Below are 17,010 nucleotides of genomic sequence, written 5' to 3'. Positions count from 1 at the left end.
TCACGAACCATCTAAATAAACTAAATTCGAGTTGTTCGGCTGTCCGAGGGAAACGTTGAAACTGACGGCAGCCGAGCGTTCGGCCATGGAGCTGGATGACATCAACAGTATCACGGTTCTCGGCGCGGGGAACATGGGCCACGGCATCGCGGAAGTCGCGGCGCTGGCGGGCTACGGCGTGGTGCTGCGCGATATCAACGAGGAGTTCGTCCAGAACGGCTACGACCAGATAGAGTGGAGCCTCGGCAAGTTGGCCGAGAAGGACCAGTTGAGCGAGGAGGAGGCCGACGCCGCGCTCGAACGCGTCACGCCGGTCGTCGACCTCGACGAGGCCGTCGCCGACGCCGACGTGGTCATCGAAGCCGTCCCCGAGAAGATGGAGATAAAGAAGGACGTGTACGGGGAACTGGAGGCGGCCGCGCCCGACCACACCGTCTTCGCGACGAACACGTCGAGTCTCTCCATCACGGAACTCTCCGAAGTGACAGAGCGACCCGAGCAGTTCTGCGGGATGCACTTCTTCAATCCACCCGTCCGAATGCCGCTGGTCGAGGTCATCGCTGGGGCGCACACCGCCGACGAGACGATGGACCTCGTGGAAGATCTCGCGGAGTCGATGGGCAAAACGCCCGTCCGCGTCCGCAAGGACAGTCCGGGCTTCATCGTCAACCGCATTCTCGTCCCGCTGATGAACGAGGCGGCCTGGATCGTCCACGACGACGTCGCCACCGTCGAGGAGGTCGACAGCACGACGAAGTTCGACATCGGCCTCCCGATGGGTAGCTTCGAACTCGCCGACCAGGTCGGCATCGACGTCGGCTACCACGTGCTCGAGTACATGCACGAGGTGCTCGGCGACGCCTACGAACCCTGTCCTCTCCTCGCGGAGAAAGTCGAGAGCGAGAACCTCGGTAAGAAGACAGGCGAGGGCTTCTACGACTACGACGACGGCGGCGTCGACGTACCGACGGACGCCGCGCGCGAGGACGTGAAGCGCCGCCTGCTCGCCGTGATGGCCAACGAGGTCGCCGCACTCGTCGAGAAGGACGTCGCCGACGCCGACGCCATCGACCGCGCGGTGATGCTCGGCGGCGGCTTCCCCGACGGTCCGGCGAAGATGGCCGACGACGCGGGACTCGCGACACTCGTCGAGACGCTCGACGAACTCCGCGACGAGACCGGTGCCGAGCGCTACGAAGTCGTCGACTATCTCCGCGAACTCGCCGAAGCCGACGAGGGATTCCACGGCGGTGAGGGGGGCGACGAGAAGTCGGACGCCCTCGACTTCGACAACCTCCGCGTCGAAATCGACGACGCCGTCGCTCACGTCGTCCTCGACCGACCGCACCGTCTCAACACCATCAGCGCCGACCTGATGGACGACCTCTCGGATGCCATCGACGCGCTGAGCGATGACGACGAGGTACGCGCCATCCTGCTCACCGGCGCTGGTGACCGAGCGTTCTCGGCCGGAGCCGACGTGACGAGCATGGCCGGTGGCGGCGCGGACCCGATCCCGGCGGTCGAACTCTCGCGGAAGGGCCAGCAGACGTTCGGCAAACTCGAAGAGTGCGACAAGCCCGTGGTCGTCGGCATCGACGGCTTCTGTCTCGGTGGCGGGATGGAACTCGCGGCGTGCGCGGACCTCCGCATCGCCACCGAGCGCTCGGAACTCGGCCAACCCGAGCACAACCTCGGCCTCCTGCCGGGGTGGGGCGGCACCGTCCGTCTCCAGCGCATCGTCGGCACCGGTCGCGCCAAGGAGATAATCTTCACCGCCGAGCGCTACGACGCCGAGACGATGGCCGACTACGGCTTCCTCAACCGCGTCGTCGACAACGGCGACCTCGAAGCCGAGGCGATGGAACTCGCGCAGTCGCTCGCGGGCGGCCCGCCAATCGCGCAACGCTACACGAAGCGCGCGATGCACCGCGGCTGGGAGGACACCGAGGCCGGTCTGGAGGTCGAAGCGCAGGCGTTCGGCATCCTGTTCACCACCGACGACCTGATGGAGGGAGTGATGGCCTTTTCGAGCGACCGAGAGCCCGAGTTCGAGGGGAAGTGACACGCACACCGGCGGCGTAACGGAATCTTTAAACTTCTCTGGGCGACAGTTGAGAACGTCGCTCGGTTGGTGTAGTCCGGCCAATCATCTTGGCCTTTCGAGCCGAGGACAGGGGTTCAAATCCCCTACCGAGCACTTTCACGAATTCGATGAGTGAAATGCGAGCGTAGGGATTTGAATTACGGAACGAGCGTAGCGAAGTTCCGGTGGTTCAAATCCCCTACCGAGCACTTCTCCGAACGCTGCACGCGGAGCGACATCGTCGATTCACTCCCCGATTCCTCTCCATGGTAACATTGTACAGCAATAGAGAAATTCATCCAAACAGATAAGACATCGTCGCCGAATACAATCTGCGCGAGGGGAGTACAATGGCGAATACGGAGTTACAAATGGGTCACTCGTCCGGAAGGTCAACCGACAATGCGCTATCGAGAGACGTGTCTTTCTCGATACTTTCGAACCAACGTCGGCGGTACGTGTTACACCACCTCAAACGGGTCGGAGAACCGACACCCATCCGCAATCTGGCCGAACAGGTGGCCGCATGGGAGAACGGATGCGGAATCGAGGAGTTGACGTACAAGCAGCGAAAGCGCGTTTACACGTCGTTACATCAGACACATCTCCCGAAACTCGACAGCCACGGCATCGTCGAGTACGAACGGGGACGGGGCGTCGCGACGCTCACCGAGCGGGCGGCCGACCTCGACATCTACCTCCAAGTCGTCGGGCGTAACGACATCTCGTGGAGTCAGTACTACCTCGGGTTGGCGAGCGTCTCGCTCGCCGTCCTCGCGGCGGCCGGACTCGGTCTCCCACCGTTTACGTTCGTTGCCGACCTGACGTACGCGACAGTCATCGCCGTCACGCTCCTGATTTCGGCAGCCATCCACGCGTGCCACCTCCGACGGATGCACCTCGGTTCGACGGAGGTGCCGGCCGAACTCACCACCGGCCGAAATGGGTTGCTCACACGCCTCCTCGGCGCTCGCTGACGACAGCGGACGACGCGCCGCTCGTGGCGCGACGGACCTCGAAATCGGGGTTATCGACGGGAGAGGAACCCGTACGCTTCGTACGCGGTCAGGACCGCGAACAACACCGCACAGCCGGCGGCGGCGAGCGTTCCGACGTCGGGGAGGGCCATCCAGAGGGCAACGAAGAACAGACCGAGGACGCCGATACTCAGCGCGTACGGCGGTGATTCGGGCGCACTCGTCCCAGAAAACTGCATGTAGGCGAGCACCCGATCGGCGTTACCCTCAAGCGAGACGTTCTTCGAGTTGTCGTCGTAGTCGACGATACCGAGGTCGTCGAGTTTCGGGAGGTGCGTCTGGTGCAGCGAGATGTAGACGCTCTGTCTGACCTTTCGCGGGGGCGGGCTCTCACCCGACTCGATGGCACCGATGTGTTCCGAGAGCGCTCGCACCGTCTCCTCGCCCGTCTCGGCGAGGCGTTCGAGCGTCAGGCGTCGTCGGTCGTTTCGGAGCACGTCGTGGACGTCGGCTTCGGTGAGTCCGTCGGCTGCCGGCTTCTCGATCTCCGTTCGCGTCATCGGCGGGGGTTCATACTGTTCGGGTTGCTTCGAGCCGTGGTTCCGCTCCGCTATACTCTCTGTCAGATGGCTGGGCTGATGAAGTTATGCTCCCACTCGGTCGTCGGGGTCGACACGCACGGGGGGTCCAGTTCACCGGCGGAAGGGGAGGCGACGCCGACCGACGAAGAACCCTGAAACGAGCGTCGTCAGTACGAGAAACGCCAACGCGACCACGGCGGGAGCGGCGGCCAACCCCGGTGCGCCGAGGACGCCGGCGGCGACCAGCGCCGTTCCGGCGATGCCGAGACCGAGGTAGTACTCGTCGTGCGGGGAGCGCTCGCTCGGGGTGTCCAGTAGGTACGTCGCGACCCGCCGAGCGTGTCGTCCGGGAGCGACCTCCTTCGCGTCGGCGTCGTAGGAGACGATGTCGAGGTCGTCGAGTTTCGGGACGTGCGTCTGACAGAGCGAGACGTAGACGCTGTGACGGACCTTGCGTGGGGGGGTATCGCTGTCCGTCTCAACAGCGGCGATGTGCTCGGAGAGTTCTCGTATCGACCAGGTCTCGGCTCGTTCGGCGAGTTGCTCGACGACGTGCTGTCTCCGCTCGTTCTTGAGTACGTCGTATATCTCCGTCTCCGCGAGCGACCCCCGTGGGTCGCTCTCCCCCTCTCGCTGTCGGAGCGCTGCTCCCATGATAGCCATTCGTCCCCGCTGAAATAACAAGAATCTACCGGATTTCTTTGTCTCCGACGGAGATGGGAAATATACGCGTGGAGAGGAGATTCGACGGTATCGGCGGTGGAGAGTGTCTACGAGAGCCACTCCTCGGGTTTCGTATCGTAGTCGATGTCGCCGGCGGCGATGCGCTCTTCGAGTGCCGGTTCGAGGTCGTGGTGTTCGAACGTCTCGCCGTCGTATCGGATGCGGATACCGTTCTCGATGGGCGTCGGTTCGCGGCTCCGTCGCCGCGCCACCTCGATGTCGTGGTCATCGTACTCCTTGACGATGGTCATCAGGTTGACCGGGTGGCCCCAGAGGTCGTACGTCCGCTTCAGCACCTGCTTGGCCTGTTCCAGGTCCAGCATGATACCGTTGTACTGGTGGCCCAACAGCAGTTCGTTGCGGTTGCCGTAGTTACCGTCGTAGACGGCGACGGTCGGCTTCCCGAAGTTCGTGAACTGCAGTAGCAGTTTCTTCTTCACGTCCTGGTAGTCGGTGCTCGTCACGCGGTAGTCGCCGCTGGCACGGGTGAACTCGTAGGTGAAGTAGTGGTTGTTCGTGACGAACTCCTGAGAGAGGAACGCGTCGAGAAACGTCACGTCGTTGTGGCTCTCGCGGATCTCGCGCATCCGGTCCCACCCCGCGGCGCAGTCGACGTCGGCGATCGCGTCTTCGACAGTCGCGTACTGCTCGTCGTCGAACATGTACCGCGAGAGCTGTTCGAGCTCCGAGCGGCGGATGCGCCCGAGGAAGCCTCTGTTCTGGGGCTTGACGAGCGAGAAATGCCGCTCGGTGAGTCCCTCGTAGGTGAGCACCTTCCACGGGTACGCCTCCACGTCGACGGTGCGCTCCTCCTCGTCGAGACTCTCGTCGGCGTACTCCGACACCGCCCGGTCGAGCGCCTCGGCGTCGACGCGCGGGTCGTCGCCGAGCGCGACGAGGTCCTCCAGCGTGTCCGGGCGGATGCCGTCGAGCGCCGGGTCGGGCAGGAGTAACTCCTGCACCTCGTCGAAGTCGACGACCTCGTGGAAGTTGCGCCACGAGACGCCCTCGACGCGCAGGAGTTTGTCCGCCACCTCGCGGCGGTTCGTCGTGTTCTCGATGTACTCCCAGAGCTCCTTGCCCAGTTTGTACGGGTTCAGTCCCGGCGAGCCGAGCACCTTCGCCTGGTGGTCGGCGTAGAGCAGGAACTCGTTCTCGCCGGCGAAGCGCTCCTCGCCCATCATCAGCGACTCCCAGTAGGCGGCCCACCCCTCGTTCATCACCTTCGTCATCTTCTGGGGGGCGAAGTAGTACGCCTCCGTCCGCAGCATGTCGAGGACGTCGCGCTGCCACGGTTCCAACTCGGTCGCTTTGCCCTCCTCCTCGTCGTACTGCATCCCGTGCTGTTGGAGGTAGCCGAGCACGTCCTTCTGGGGGTCGGTGAGGTCGGCGGCGGCCTCCTCGGCCTCCGCGAGTCGGTCGAGCCACTCCTCGTCGAACACCTGCCGCCGCACCTCGTCGGAGATGTTCATCCCCTCCAGCCGCTCGCGGAGGTCCTCGGGCGTCGTCCGCTCGCGCGGGTCCGTCGCCTCCGCGAACGGCCGGTGCTGGTCGATACAGTCCTCCAAGCAGAGCACCGCGTCGATGAACTTCTCGACCTCCGCGCGGTCGATTTCGGGGTCTTCCATGTAGTTCGCGATGGCCGCGGAGTGGCGTTCGAGCATCGCCGCGGCGTCGAGGTCGCCGCCGAACAGCCCGAACCAACTGTTGTTGGCGAAGAAGTCGGCGTGGGCTTCGACGTGGGTGATGACCGCTTTCTGGTCGGCCAGCGTGTTCGACTCCTGGAGGAACGCGTGGCTCGGGTTGTCGTTGTTGACGATCTCGAACGCCTTTCCCATCCCGAACTGGTTCTGTTTCTGCTGGCGGTCGTACGTCATCCCCCAGCGCCAGTGCGGATATCGCGTCTGGAAGCCGCCGTAGGCGATGAGCGCGTTCATCTCGTCGTAGCTGACGACCCAGTAGTTCACCGGGTACGGTTCGAGACCGAGCTTTCGGGCGAGGTTCGCCGCCTCTCGCGTCGGTTCTTCGAGTTTACTCGCCGCCTTTCTCGCTGTCAGTCGGTTCGGTCTCATTGGTCGTCGTCCTCCGTGCTCAGGATGTCGTAGATGGCGTCGATCACGTCCTCGGGGCGCGAGACGCGCGCGACGACGACGTTGCCGGCGTCGCCGAGCGCCCGCTCGACCTCCTCGGCGTGGGTCGCGTTGATGGCGTTGCCGCCGGGTTGGGTCTCGACGTACGCGTGCAGATTCGCCGGGATCTCCTCCATCAGCGGCACGACGTTCTCGGTCGTGTCGTTCGAGGAGTTCTCGCTGTCGCCCGCCGCGAACACGTAGCGGTTCCACTCGTGCCAGGGGTACTCCTCTTCGAGAATCGCCGCGGCGAGTTCGTACGCCGACGAGATTTTGGTGCCGCCGCCCGAGCGGATGCCGAAGAACTCCTCGCGCTCGACCTGCCACGCCTCGGCGTCGTGGGCGATGTAGACGAACTCGGCGTTGTCGTACTTCCCGGTCAGATACCAGTCTAGCGGCGTGAACGTCCGCTCGACGAGTTCGCGCTTCTTCTCGCGCATCGACCCCGACACGTCGCGGATGTTGACCACGACGACGTTCTTCTCCTTCTTCTCGATTATCTCGGGGTGGCGGTAGCGCTCGTCCTCGCGTCGGAACGGCACCTCGCGCAGGCCCTCGCGGCGGATGCGCTGGAGCGTGGTCGTCTGTTCGACGTTCTCCTCCATCTCCTCGAAACTCGACCACTTGTCGCGTTCGTCTTCGGGGATGTCGTCGTACGCGTCGGCGACCCACGCCCACGAGACGAGGATGTTGTTCTCTCTGGCCCAGCGGAACACGTCCTCGGCGTCCTTGCCTTCGACTTTCAGCGCCTCTCTGACGTACTCCTCGTCGAAGTCCATCGAGAGTTTGCGCTTCAGCCCTTCCTTGAACAGACGCTCGAAGTCGAGGGTGCTGTTCGGACCGGTTCGCGTCACGTCCGTGAAGTCGCCCTCTATCTCCTCGATGACCTCCTTGCCTTTGGGTTCGAGGTCCAGTCCCAGTTGCTCGTCGAGTTCCTGGGCGAACTCCTCGGGGTCCATCTGGTAGTACTCGTGGTCGGCTCCTTCTTCCCCGGGGTCGCCCTCCTCGTCACCGTCGCCGGGCTGCGGCGGGCCGACGGGTTGACCCACGTCGGGCGTGCCGCCCTGCCCCTGGCCGACGCCGCCGCGGTCGCGGACGTCGTAGGCGAACTCCGGGAGGTCGACTACTTTGATGGGGATGTTGATATTGTTCGCGCCCGACCCGCCGAGGTCGCCGTAGCTGATGAACTCTTCGAGGTCCTCTCTTCGCTCCTCGCCCACTTCGCGGAACCGTTCGAGGTCGTCTCTCAGTCCCATCTGTAGCTCACCTCCCGCATCACTTTTCGGCTGGTCAACTCGGCGCTGGCCGCCGAGTACCCCGCATCGGTCAGTCGATCGATGGTCTTCTCCTTCAGCCGCGCCGTCTCGGTGTTCGCCGGCGGGTCCTCCCACTGGCGGGGGTCGAAGTCCTCGAACAGCCGCTTCACGTCGCTCCACTCGTGGTTCTCCAGCACCGCGCGGATGACCGGAATCTCGGTGAAGTCGACCTTGTGAACCGCGAACTCCTCGTCGCGGTTCTCCCACGCGTAGCGGTTCAACGCCGAGATGACCTTCTCGCGGCGGAACCGCGCCACCTGCGGCGACGGTTCGTTGCCCGTGTACGCGCTGTCGTCGAACCGGCCGAGGTGTTCGGTCTCGAACAGCTTCATCAGCAGCGCGTCGGCCTCGACGGGGCCGCGTTCGGTCTCTATCTCCTCGTCGCCCGCCCACGCGTACACGTGTTCGACGTACTCGGCGACCGTCTCCCGTTCGACGTGTTTCTCCGCGAGGATAGCGTCGAGCACGTCACGTTCCTGCTGGTCGAAGATGTAACTCTTGACGCCCGCCAATCTCGACTCGTACTCGGCGACCTCGCCGCGGGAGAACACCGGCGCGGTGCGGAGTCCGTCGGCCATCGCGTCGAGCACGTCGTCGGGCATGACGACCCGCTCGACGGGAAGGTCGGCGTGTGCGCGTTCGCTCTCGGTCTGCAGCAGGTCCGCGACGGTGTCGCGGGTGTACGTCACGGGAATGCCGTGGGTTCCCTCCTCGCCGTCGCGCTCGAACTCGAAGTCGTCGATGGTCTGTCGCTCGTCGCCCTCCTGGAGGTACCCCCGGTCGAACAGCAACGCCTTGTCGACGAGCGTCAGTCCCGACGGGAGGTCCTCGCCGTCGAGACGCGTGACGACGCTGTACAGCGCCGCCGCCTCGACGGCGTGGGGCGCGAGTTCGCGTTCGACGACGACCCCGCCCTCGTCGCGTACCGACACCGACACCGGTTCGCGGATGCGCGCCTCGACGTCCGCGTAGTCGCCGTCCTCCCACACCGCCGTCTCGTTCGTCAGTTCGCGGTGGACGAGTTGCGTCTCCAGACTCAAGTTGGTGAGATAGCGGAACTCGTGTTTGTCGAGGCGGCGCTTCAGCGCCTTCAGCGGGTCGCGCCCGTTCCGATCGGCGAACTTGTCGAGTTCGACGCCCAAGTCGGGGTTGGAGATGATGAGCAGTTGCGTGTCGAGGTCCATCCCGATTCCTTTGTCCAGCTTCACGCGCCCCTCGTCGGGGACGTTCAGCAGTTTCTGCAGGAGGTCAGAGTGCTGCGTGGCGTCCTCGACGATGGTGAGGAGGCCGTTGCCCTGCGAGAGCACGCCGTCGTAGCTGAACGCCTGCGGGTTCTTTCGACCCCGCGAGTCGAGTTCGCGGAGCATCCCCGGCATCCAACTGCCGACGAGTCGCTCCTTGGGACTGCCGTCGTCCTCGGAGTGCAGTACGCCGATGCCGCGGCCCACGTCGACGACGTAGTTCTTCACCCGGAGGTGGCGCGTGTCGGCCACCGCCGAGAACAGGTCGGCCTTCCCGTTGCGGCGGTACTGCTCTTCGAGGTAGGAGTACGCCTCCCGCGAAAACGGGTCGAGTTCCTCGTCGACGACCGTCGGGATGTGGTCGCCCGACGACTCGTTGAGGTCCGTCAGGAGGGCTTTGCGCACGTCCGGCGGGAACACCGTCAGCGGGTGGACCTGCACCGGACTCTCGTACCAGTTGTCCTCGTTCTCGGTCGACTCTTCACCACCGTAGCTCAGCCCCCGGGTGTCGGAGGCCGTCGAGATGTTCCACTCGACGGTGTAGCGCCGTCCCTCGGGCGTCTTCGAGTACTCGCGGAGTCCGTTGATGAGACACCGCTTTAGCTCCGACTTACCGGTCGCCGTCGGCCCGTCGAACCAGAGGATCTTCTCGCTCTTGCCGCGGTCGGCGGCGATGGTTCGGAGGTCGGCGACGAAGCCGTTGAGCACCTCGGTGTTGCCGAGGATGGCGTGTTCGCCCCCGTTGTGCGGGTCGTCGAAGAAGCGGTAGCGCTGGCGCTCTTCGCCCTCCTCGACGACGGTCCGCGTCCCCATCGACTCGATAGCCTCCAGCAGGTACTTCGAGGCGTGCGAGGCGATGGAGGGCGCCTCGAACGCCGCGTCGACGTACGCGTCGAGGCTCATCGGCTCCTCGTACGCACCGCGCAACTCGGCGTCGGCGGCGCGGATGTAATCTTCGCGCATGGGTTTACGTCTCAAGTTCGGCTTTGGCCACCTCCGCGCCGGCGAATTCGAGCACTTCGCGCGCCCCCTCGCGGGAGTAGCCCTGTTCTTCGAGCGCGTCTATCCACGCGTTGCGCTCGTCGTCGTCCAGTTCGTTGGCCGACACCAGTGCGGAGAAGTTGATGTTGTGTTTCTTGTCCTCCCACAGTTTGCGCTCCAGCGCGCGGCGGAGTCGGTCGTTGTCCTGCGGGTTGAACGACGTGCCCTCGCGGGCGCGACGCGAGACCCAGTTCGACACTTCCTGACGGAAGTCGTCCTTCCGGTCGCTGGGTATCTCCAGTTTCTCCTCGACCGAGCGGAGGAACTTCTCGTCGGGGTCCTGCTCGCGGCCGGTGAGTTCGTCGCGGACGGTGGCGTCGTCGATGTACGCCATCACGTGGTCCATGTACTTCTCGCCCTGGCGCTGGATCTCGTCGAGGTCGTAGGCGAGCGCGTGGCGAACGTCCTCGATGGCTCGCTCCTTGTACTCGTCGCGGACCATCTCCAGGTAGCGGTGGTAGCGCTCGACGTTCTCTTCGGGGATGGAGCCGTGATTCTCGAGGTTCTCCTCGAAGTGCGTGAAGATGGAGAGCGGGCTGAGGTAGTCGCGGCCGCGGTGCGTCGAGTCCATGATGGCCTCGGCGATCTCGTCGCCGATGAAGCGCGCGGAGACGCCCTCCATGCCTTCGGCGATGTCGGCTTTCGACTCGCCCTCCTCGCGGAGTTTCTTCACGTCCACGTCGTCACCGTCGTCTATCTCGCCGTTGTACGCTTTCGCCTTCTGCGTGAGCGAGATACGCTCGCCGTCGGGTTCGGTGATGCGCGTCAGCACGCCGAAGAGGCCCGCCATCTCCATCGCGTGCGGTTCGATGTGCATGTGGGGCACGTCGGCGTTCCGCAGCATCTTCCGGTATATTTCGGCCTCCTGGGTGTACTCGAGGACGTACGGGAAGTCGATGCGTTTCGTCCGGTCGTTGAACGCCTCCATCTTCTCGTCGCCCTTCTTGTCGCGGTACTCGGGCATGTTCGTCCGCCCGACGATGACCTGGTCGATGTCGATTCGGGGGTTGTTCTTCGGCTTGATCGTCTGTTCCTGACTGGCGTGCAGGAAGTCGTAGAGGAACTCGCGCTGGAGTTTCAGTAGTTCCTCGCCGGAGAACAGACCCCGGTTCGCGTTACAGAACGCCCCCGAGTAGTCGAACGCGCGGGGATCGGACTCGCCGTAGACGGCGAGTTTCGAGTAGTTGACGTCGCCGGTCAGTTCGGTCTCGTCCTGATTCTTCTTGTCCTTGGGCTCGAACGTCTCGATGCACTGGCGTTTGTTCTCGCTTGCGACGAGTCGGATTATCTCGACGTGGTTTTCCAGTACCGACTGGAGGTCGTCGTCGTACTCCGCCAGCAGTTTGTCCATGTAAAACTCGCTGGCGGGGTCCAGCGACTGCTCGTTGCGGATGGTGTACGGGGCGTCGAGGTTCTCGTTGAGGCGCTCGATGACTCTGCCGCGCTGTTCCTGCGGGAGCAGCACGATGGGGTCCTGGTGCATCGGCGACTGGACGGTGTCGTCTGCGGGGTCCTGGTCGCGGATGACGTCGCAGAGATTCGTCCACCGGAACGTGTACATCCGGCCCTCGTCGCGCATCGTGTAGTCCTCGAAGTAGCGTCGGACCATCTGGTCGAAGTGCGACTTGCCGGAGCCGACGGGTCCGAGGAGAAGTTTGATGCGCTTCTCGGGGCCGAGTCCGCGTGCACCGCTTTTCACCTTGTTGACGAACTCGTGGATGGACTCGTGGACCTCACGGCCGTAGAAGATGTTCTCGCCGTCGTGCAGCGGATCTTCCGAGGCCATGAGGTACTCGACGACACCGGCGTCTTCGTCGTACTCGGTGCCGTAGTAGTCGAACATGTCGGCAACGCGCTGGTGGGCGTTGCGAGCGATGCGCGGGTCGTCGTACAGTTCGCGCAGATACCAGTCGAACGTGTTCGCCTCGCGGAGGTCCGCTGGCACGGAGTCCTGGTAGTGCTGGCTCAGGTCTTCGAGGGTTTCGATTTCGCCGTTCATTGTATCACTGACGGAGTCTCGTGTAGTCTGCGGACGGGCGTCTGTCGCGGACGGAGACCCCGTCGGGTGACCGCCGCCCGCCACGTGCGGGACGGCGACGCGTCGCTCGCGCCGAGGGGTGTGGCGGTCGTGACCGGGGGCCGTTTGTCCATGACATTGTTTGACACACCTCCTTCGCGCACGGCGACATTATCGACGGCAGCGGACGACATAGAACGGCTCTCGTTCGACGAGTGGTGCGTGGAGGGTGGTAGCTGCATCCACCTCGGAGTTGTCCGAGACTATTTAGAGTGTGAGTCAGTAGCATACATAAGTCTTTTCCCAATTTCGGGTTCGTTCACGGAATTGGAACGGAGAAACAGGTAGACGAGGCGGCGGTGAGAGTGATTCGTCGAACCTATCACGAGAGAGATTTATGTACCTCCACACGTTTTCCGAAGGTAAAATCGACCGACGGGGCCGCCTAGAAGACCCCATCGAGCGCGTCGAGCGCGTCGGCCGAGCGTCGACGGTTCGCGGCGACGACGAACGAGACGGCTTAACCGACGGGCGACCGAGAACCGGGTATGAGCTTCGAGACTCTCCCCGAGGGGTGGACCGTCTGGAACGACGAACCCGGCAGCCGGGCGATTCTCGCCTATCGGCCAGACGTCTTCGACAGTCAACAGTTCCCCGCTCCGTGCATGCCGACGGTGTTTCTCAGCAACGGCTCTCGGAGGCGGCGGCCGGGAGCCTCGCAGATAGAGACCGACACGTGGCACGTGACGCTCCTGTTAGAGCCCGAAATCGAAGCCGAGACGACCGAGTTCGACTCGCGCGAGGCGGCGGTCGACGGTGCGGTCGAGTGTGCGAGGCGGTTCGCCGACGGCGAGGTGGACTACCGGTCACAGTATCAGGTCCCACGCGAGGCGTACTTCGAGAAACTCGACGAACTCACCGGACGGGGCCGCTGATCGACCGCGGCGACCGTCTCGAAGCCGAGACGGTCACGACCTCCGTCCGCTGGACGCGAGGCTTAACACCGAGGCCGTCAAACGCCCGCTCATGTCGACCGTCACGCTCATCGGGACCCGTCTGGCGGACCCCGGCCGGGAGTTCGTCTACGGCGGCGAGTCCACCGCCTGCGAGGGCTGTCCGTACCGAAAGCAGTGTCTGAACCTTTCGGAGGGAACGCGCTACCGCGTCCTCGACGTCCGCGAGAACACCCAGACCCTCGAATGCGCCGTCCACGACGGCGGCGTCCGCGCCGTCGAAGTCGAACCCGCGCCCGTCCCGGCGAACGTCCCCTCGAAGGGCGCGTACGCCGGGAGCAAAGCCCGTCTGCAGGGACCGTGTCCGCACACCGAGTGCCCGAGCCACGAGTTCTGCGAACCCGACGGTGCCGACTTCGACGAGGAGTACCGCATCCAGTCCATCGTCGGCGACCCGCCGCACGACTACTGTCACCTCAATCGGTCGCTGACGCTCGTGGAGTTGGAACCGAAGGAGAAGTGAATCGCGTTTCCGCGCGTCCGCGCCGCGTCGTCCGCTATCGCTCTCACTCCAACGTCCCGGCCTTCTCGGCGGTGTACCCGAACAGGTCGGGGTAGCCGTACGGCGAGAGCAGCACGGGGTAGAAGTCGACTTCGGCGGTGAGTTCCTCGCCGTCGTAGGTGGCGAACCGAGCGCCCGCCTCGACCGGTTCGAAGTTCGTCGCGAACACCTCGTACTCGCCGGCGGGCGGTTTCGGAATCTTGTCGGCCAGTTGGAAGACGGTCACTTCGTCGCTCTGCCCCGCGTCGAGGCGGTCGGTGCTCTCGGGGGCCGGGAACGCCCCCGTCGCCGCGAGGAAGCCCCGAATCAGGTCGTAGGCGTTCTCGGCGGCCTCGTCGCTCCCCTGCAGGCCGCACTCGACTTCGACGGTGTGAGCGTGGTCGATGAGTCGCCCCTCCGCGAAGCCGGCGGTCTCGACGAGGAGGTCGACCGGGAGATGCGGACAGACGGCGCGCGCAACGGCGTCGACCGAATCGACGACGGCGAACGGTCGTGGCGTCGACTGCGTGGAGTGCAGCGCCAGCACCGTGCAATCGCGGAGTTCGTTGACGAGGTCGTAGGCGAGGCGGCGCTCGTGGCTCTCGGCGTCGGCGGCACCCGGAAACGAGCGGTTCAGGTCGTCGTCGATGAAGCGGACGCCGCGTTCGAGCGCCTCCTCGTTGGCGACGACGAACTTGACGGGGCGTTCGACGGTCGGTTCTTCGGCGAGGAGGCGTTCGACGGCCAGCGGGCCGCACGGTTCGTCGCCGTGAATTCCGGCGACGACGGCGACCTCGGGCGTTCCCTCGCCCAGTTGGTGAACTCGCATGAACCTGGACAATGGAGCGGTCGCTCATATCGCTTTAGGATTCCGCGGGAAGCTGTCACCGAACCGACGCCGAGCGAGGCGAGTCGCGCTCAGTCGAGACGCTCGGCGTACTCGTAGTCGGCTTCGTACGCGGTCGGTCGGTGGTCGTCGAGGCTGATGCGAAAGCCCTCCAGCGCCGTCGGGTCCGAGAGCGCCGCCTGCATCGTCTCACGGATTTCGGGCAGGTCGACGCCGTAGAAGTCGTCGGGGACGCCGCGGAGATACTGCAGCGCCGTCCGAAACAGCGAGCGCATCCCGGCGTCGTTTCCTCGCGGTCTCTGACCGCTCGGATAGTCCGAGGCGCTTTGCGCCTCGCTATCCTCGAAGTCGAAGTGTTTGTAGGTGCCTGCGGCGACCTGCACCATCCCGTGAAGGAAGGCGCTCTCGGTCGTGCCGCTACCGTAGTTGTACCACTCGTCCTCGAAGCAGTCGTGGCTCTCGTGGAACTCGCCGGCGTTGAACAGTCGAATCCCGTGTTCGACGGCGCGGCGGAGCGTGGCGTGTTCCCACCGGTTGTCCGCGCGCCACCCGGTCGGGTCGCCGAGCGGCGGGGCCACGCTCGGATCCCGGGTGTGTTCGTCCATAGTCGGTGGTCCGCGTCGAGACCCGTAACTGCATCGGTGGTCCGAAACCGGGTCCGACTCGCTCGGCGCTACGACTCCGCCGCAGCGTCGAGCATCTCGTCGATAAACTCGTCTAACGTCGCCTCGTCCGGACCGGGACGAGTGTGCGTCTCGTAGTCGATTGCTTCGGGGAGCGTCGCCGTCTCGTAGCCGATTCGGTCGCCGATTTCTCCGTTGTCCCAGCGACGCTTTCGCTCGACCAGCTCCTCGGCCAGCGCGAGCACGTCGTCGTCGAAGACGCTCGGCGCTTGCTCGGCGAGGAACGTCGGGAAGTCGACGTGCGGCAGTTCGTGCGCGCCCGCCTCGCCCGTCGCGAGGAGAAACCGGGCGTCCATCACCGCGACGAGCACCGCGAGATTTCGCTTCACCGTCCGTCTTGTCTTCGTCGACTGGACGGCTCGCTCGACGAACTCGTGCGGTGGCTGCGCTGCTTCGCTCGTCGATTCCGGTTCGACGTGTTCGGCGGGGATGCGCACCGGCTTTCCGCTGTCGACGAGGTGACGTGGAATCGAAAACTGCCCGTCGCTTTCGCGACTCCGGACGACGTACTCGTCGGCGGTCCGTTCCACGATCGGGTACAACTGCTTCTCGCTGTCGGTGAGGTGCCACGAGAGGTACTTTCGGTAGTTCGACTTCGCGATGCCCCGGTAGCAGTAGTAGAGTTCCACGGGATTGTAGGTCGCCTCGACGTACTCGCGGAGCGCGTCGGCGTCGAAGCGCTCGCGATACCGAATCGGACTCCGGAGCGTGTCGATGGCTCCGTCGTTCGACTGCGAGAGGAGCCTCGCAAACTTGGTGACGTTCCACCCCGAAACCTCGATATCGGAGCCGAATTTCCGTTCGACGGTGTCGCGCGGTGCAGAGAGGTGAAAGCCTGTCCGGAGGTCGTTCGGTGCGTAGACGACACCGACGTCGTAGTCGCTCTCGGGCGAGTCGAGGCCCCACGCGTGACTCCCGCGGGCGACCGCGAGCACGACCGATATCTCGTGTTCCGTTTCGAGTTCGCGGAGCGCCGCCTCGATTCGCTCTCGCGCATCCGCCGAAATCGTCGTCACGGTTCCGGGATGGTTTCGGTGAACGCGTAGTTGTTTCGGACGCTTGCCATCCGTTCTCGAACCCGTATGGACTGAGAGTGTGCCACGGTTTCCGGAACGTTTTAGCGTCCCGAGGTTCCACCGAAAACTGCGTGCGAGGGTAGCCAAGCCCGGAAACGGCGGCGGACTCAAGATCCGCTCCTGTAGAGGTCCGTGGGTTCAAATCCCTCCCCTCGCACTAATCGCCGCCGCACTCACGCGGCGGCGTGAACGTGCGCAACGGGGGGATTTGAATGAGACCGGTCGCCTCGGCGTCCGGACGTAGTTCAAATCCCTCCCCTCGCACTACCGTCCTCACCGGGCGTAGTGCGGGAAGACCGCTCTCGGAGCGCTCTTCCCTCGCAAAACTTCTCATCCAACACGACCGCTGAGCGACTTCGCTGTCCCGCCATCGCCGCGTCCTCATCGCTAGCGATACCACGACACAACTACTGAACACCGAAAAAGCGGAAACGCTACTGCCTCGTCGTCGCCAACTTATCTCTCGAAACTCACTTCTTGCCGCCGTCGGTCAGCGGCCGCCCACCCTCGGTCATGAGGCTGTCTGCAAACATCTGCGCGTCGTCGGAGGTGGGTCGGTAGCCGTCGCGGAGTTCGTCGCCGATTCGAGCGACCAGGTCGGTCATGTGCTGTCGTTCGCCGTTCTCGTAGACGTACTCGAACACGTCGGCGTACGCGTACTCTTCCCAGTGACTGGCACTATCCTCGTCGTAGCGCGTGTCGGCGATGTACGTGAGTTGTCGAGCGGCAGTTTCTGGGCGCATGGGAACGTGTTCTACCTCGACGGCCATAAAGTTACTCTATTTCGGAATCGAGTTAA

At 64.3% G+C, this 17,010-nt stretch carries 14 protein-coding genes and 2 tRNA genes; 6 read left to right on the top strand and 10 right to left on the bottom strand.

Features of this window, described 5'->3' with window-relative positions; translation table 11 throughout:
- Positions 1-85 precede the first annotated feature (85 nt).
- The 3 genes from LAQ74_RS03515 to LAQ74_RS03505 all read left to right on the top strand — a co-directional run bounded on the left by LAQ74_RS03515 (position 86) and on the right by LAQ74_RS03505 (position 3,063).
- On the top strand, positions 86-2,065 hold the full coding sequence (locus LAQ74_RS03515) for a 3-hydroxyacyl-CoA dehydrogenase/enoyl-CoA hydratase family protein (RefSeq protein ID WP_224335164.1): 1,980 nt from the start codon (positions 86-88) through the stop codon (positions 2,063-2,065).
- Positions 2,066-2,125: 60 nt separating this feature from the next.
- Positions 2,126-2,200: transfer RNA gene (locus tag LAQ74_RS03510), tRNA-Glu, on the top strand.
- Positions 2,201-2,436: 236 nt separating this feature from the next.
- On the top strand, positions 2,437-3,063 hold the full coding sequence (locus LAQ74_RS03505; RefSeq protein WP_425498506.1) for a DUF7344 domain-containing protein: 627 nt from the start codon (positions 2,437-2,439) through the stop codon (positions 3,061-3,063).
- 50 nt (positions 3,064-3,113) lie between these two features.
- On the opposite strand, the gene LAQ74_RS03500 is transcribed toward LAQ74_RS03505, so the two are convergent.
- The 6 genes from LAQ74_RS03500 to LAQ74_RS03475 all read right to left on the bottom strand — a co-directional run bounded on the left by LAQ74_RS03500 (position 3,114) and on the right by LAQ74_RS03475 (position 12,093).
- Complete coding sequence (locus LAQ74_RS03500; RefSeq protein WP_224335160.1) at positions 3,114-3,623, bottom strand: DUF7344 domain-containing protein; 510 nt, start codon at positions 3,621-3,623, stop codon at positions 3,114-3,116.
- Between the two features lie 132 nt (positions 3,624-3,755).
- Positions 3,756-4,298, bottom strand: coding sequence for a DUF7344 domain-containing protein (locus tag LAQ74_RS03495; RefSeq protein ID WP_224335158.1), 543 nt, complete (start codon positions 4,296-4,298; stop codon positions 3,756-3,758).
- 116 nt (positions 4,299-4,414) lie between these two features.
- Complete coding sequence (locus LAQ74_RS03490; protein ID WP_224335156.1) at positions 4,415-6,439, bottom strand: SpoVR family protein; 2,025 nt, start codon at positions 6,437-6,439, stop codon at positions 4,415-4,417.
- Entirely contained in the window at positions 6,436-7,752 is a 1,317-nt protein-coding gene (locus LAQ74_RS03485) for a YeaH/YhbH family protein (RefSeq protein WP_224335154.1), read from the bottom strand. The genes LAQ74_RS03490 and LAQ74_RS03485 overlap by 4 nt, the downstream gene beginning before the upstream one ends.
- On the bottom strand, positions 7,743-10,016 hold the full coding sequence (locus tag LAQ74_RS03480) for a PrkA family serine protein kinase (RefSeq protein ID WP_224337368.1): 2,274 nt from the start codon (positions 10,014-10,016) through the stop codon (positions 7,743-7,745). Before LAQ74_RS03480 ends, LAQ74_RS03485 begins: the two co-directional genes overlap by 10 nt.
- A 4-nt stretch (positions 10,017-10,020) precedes the next feature.
- Complete coding sequence (locus LAQ74_RS03475; protein WP_224335152.1) at positions 10,021-12,093, bottom strand: PrkA family serine protein kinase; 2,073 nt, start codon at positions 12,091-12,093, stop codon at positions 10,021-10,023.
- Positions 12,094-12,659: 566 nt separating this feature from the next.
- Here LAQ74_RS03475 and LAQ74_RS03470 point away from each other — a divergent pair.
- Both LAQ74_RS03470 and LAQ74_RS03465 read left to right on the top strand, forming a co-directional pair.
- A complete protein-coding gene (locus LAQ74_RS03470) occupies positions 12,660-13,046 on the top strand; it encodes a DUF5820 family protein (protein ID WP_224335151.1) in 387 nt (128 codons plus the stop codon).
- Positions 13,047-13,137: 91 nt separating this feature from the next.
- The gene (locus LAQ74_RS03465; protein WP_224335147.1) at positions 13,138-13,587 is read left to right on the top strand and encodes a UPF0179 family protein; all 450 of its coding nucleotides are present in this window, start codon (positions 13,138-13,140) and stop codon (positions 13,585-13,587) included.
- Between the two features lie 43 nt (positions 13,588-13,630).
- Here LAQ74_RS03465 and LAQ74_RS03460 read toward each other — a convergent pair whose 3' ends face one another.
- The 3 genes from LAQ74_RS03460 to LAQ74_RS03450 all read right to left on the bottom strand — a co-directional run bounded on the left by LAQ74_RS03460 (position 13,631) and on the right by LAQ74_RS03450 (position 16,151).
- Entirely contained in the window at positions 13,631-14,434 is an 804-nt protein-coding gene (locus tag LAQ74_RS03460; RefSeq protein WP_224335145.1) for a M14 family metallopeptidase, read from the bottom strand.
- An 89-nt stretch (positions 14,435-14,523) separates the two neighbouring features.
- A complete protein-coding gene (locus LAQ74_RS03455; RefSeq protein ID WP_224335144.1) occupies positions 14,524-15,057 on the bottom strand; it encodes a DUF309 domain-containing protein in 534 nt (177 codons plus the stop codon).
- A gap of 68 nt (positions 15,058-15,125) precedes the next feature.
- Positions 15,126-16,151, bottom strand: a complete 1,026-nt coding sequence (locus LAQ74_RS03450) for a nucleotidyltransferase domain-containing protein (protein WP_224335139.1) — start codon at positions 16,149-16,151, stop codon at positions 15,126-15,128.
- Positions 16,152-16,284: 133 nt separating this feature from the next.
- On the opposite strand from LAQ74_RS03450, the gene LAQ74_RS03445 reads away from it, so the two are divergent.
- Positions 16,285-16,368: transfer RNA gene (locus LAQ74_RS03445), tRNA-Leu, on the top strand.
- Positions 16,369-16,681: 313 nt separating this feature from the next.
- On the opposite strand, the gene LAQ74_RS03440 is transcribed toward LAQ74_RS03445, so the two are convergent.
- Positions 16,682-16,954, bottom strand: coding sequence for a hypothetical protein (locus LAQ74_RS03440; protein WP_224335137.1), 273 nt, complete (start codon positions 16,952-16,954; stop codon positions 16,682-16,684).
- Between the last annotated feature and the right edge of the window lie 56 nt (positions 16,955-17,010).

Source organism: Haloprofundus halobius (assembly GCF_020097835.1).
In the GTDB taxonomy this organism is placed as follows: Archaea; Halobacteriota; Halobacteria; order Halobacteriales; family Haloferacaceae; genus Haloprofundus; species Haloprofundus halobius.
Note: the sequence above shows the minus strand (reverse complement) of the source record. Positions and strands in the feature narration are given on the sequence as shown.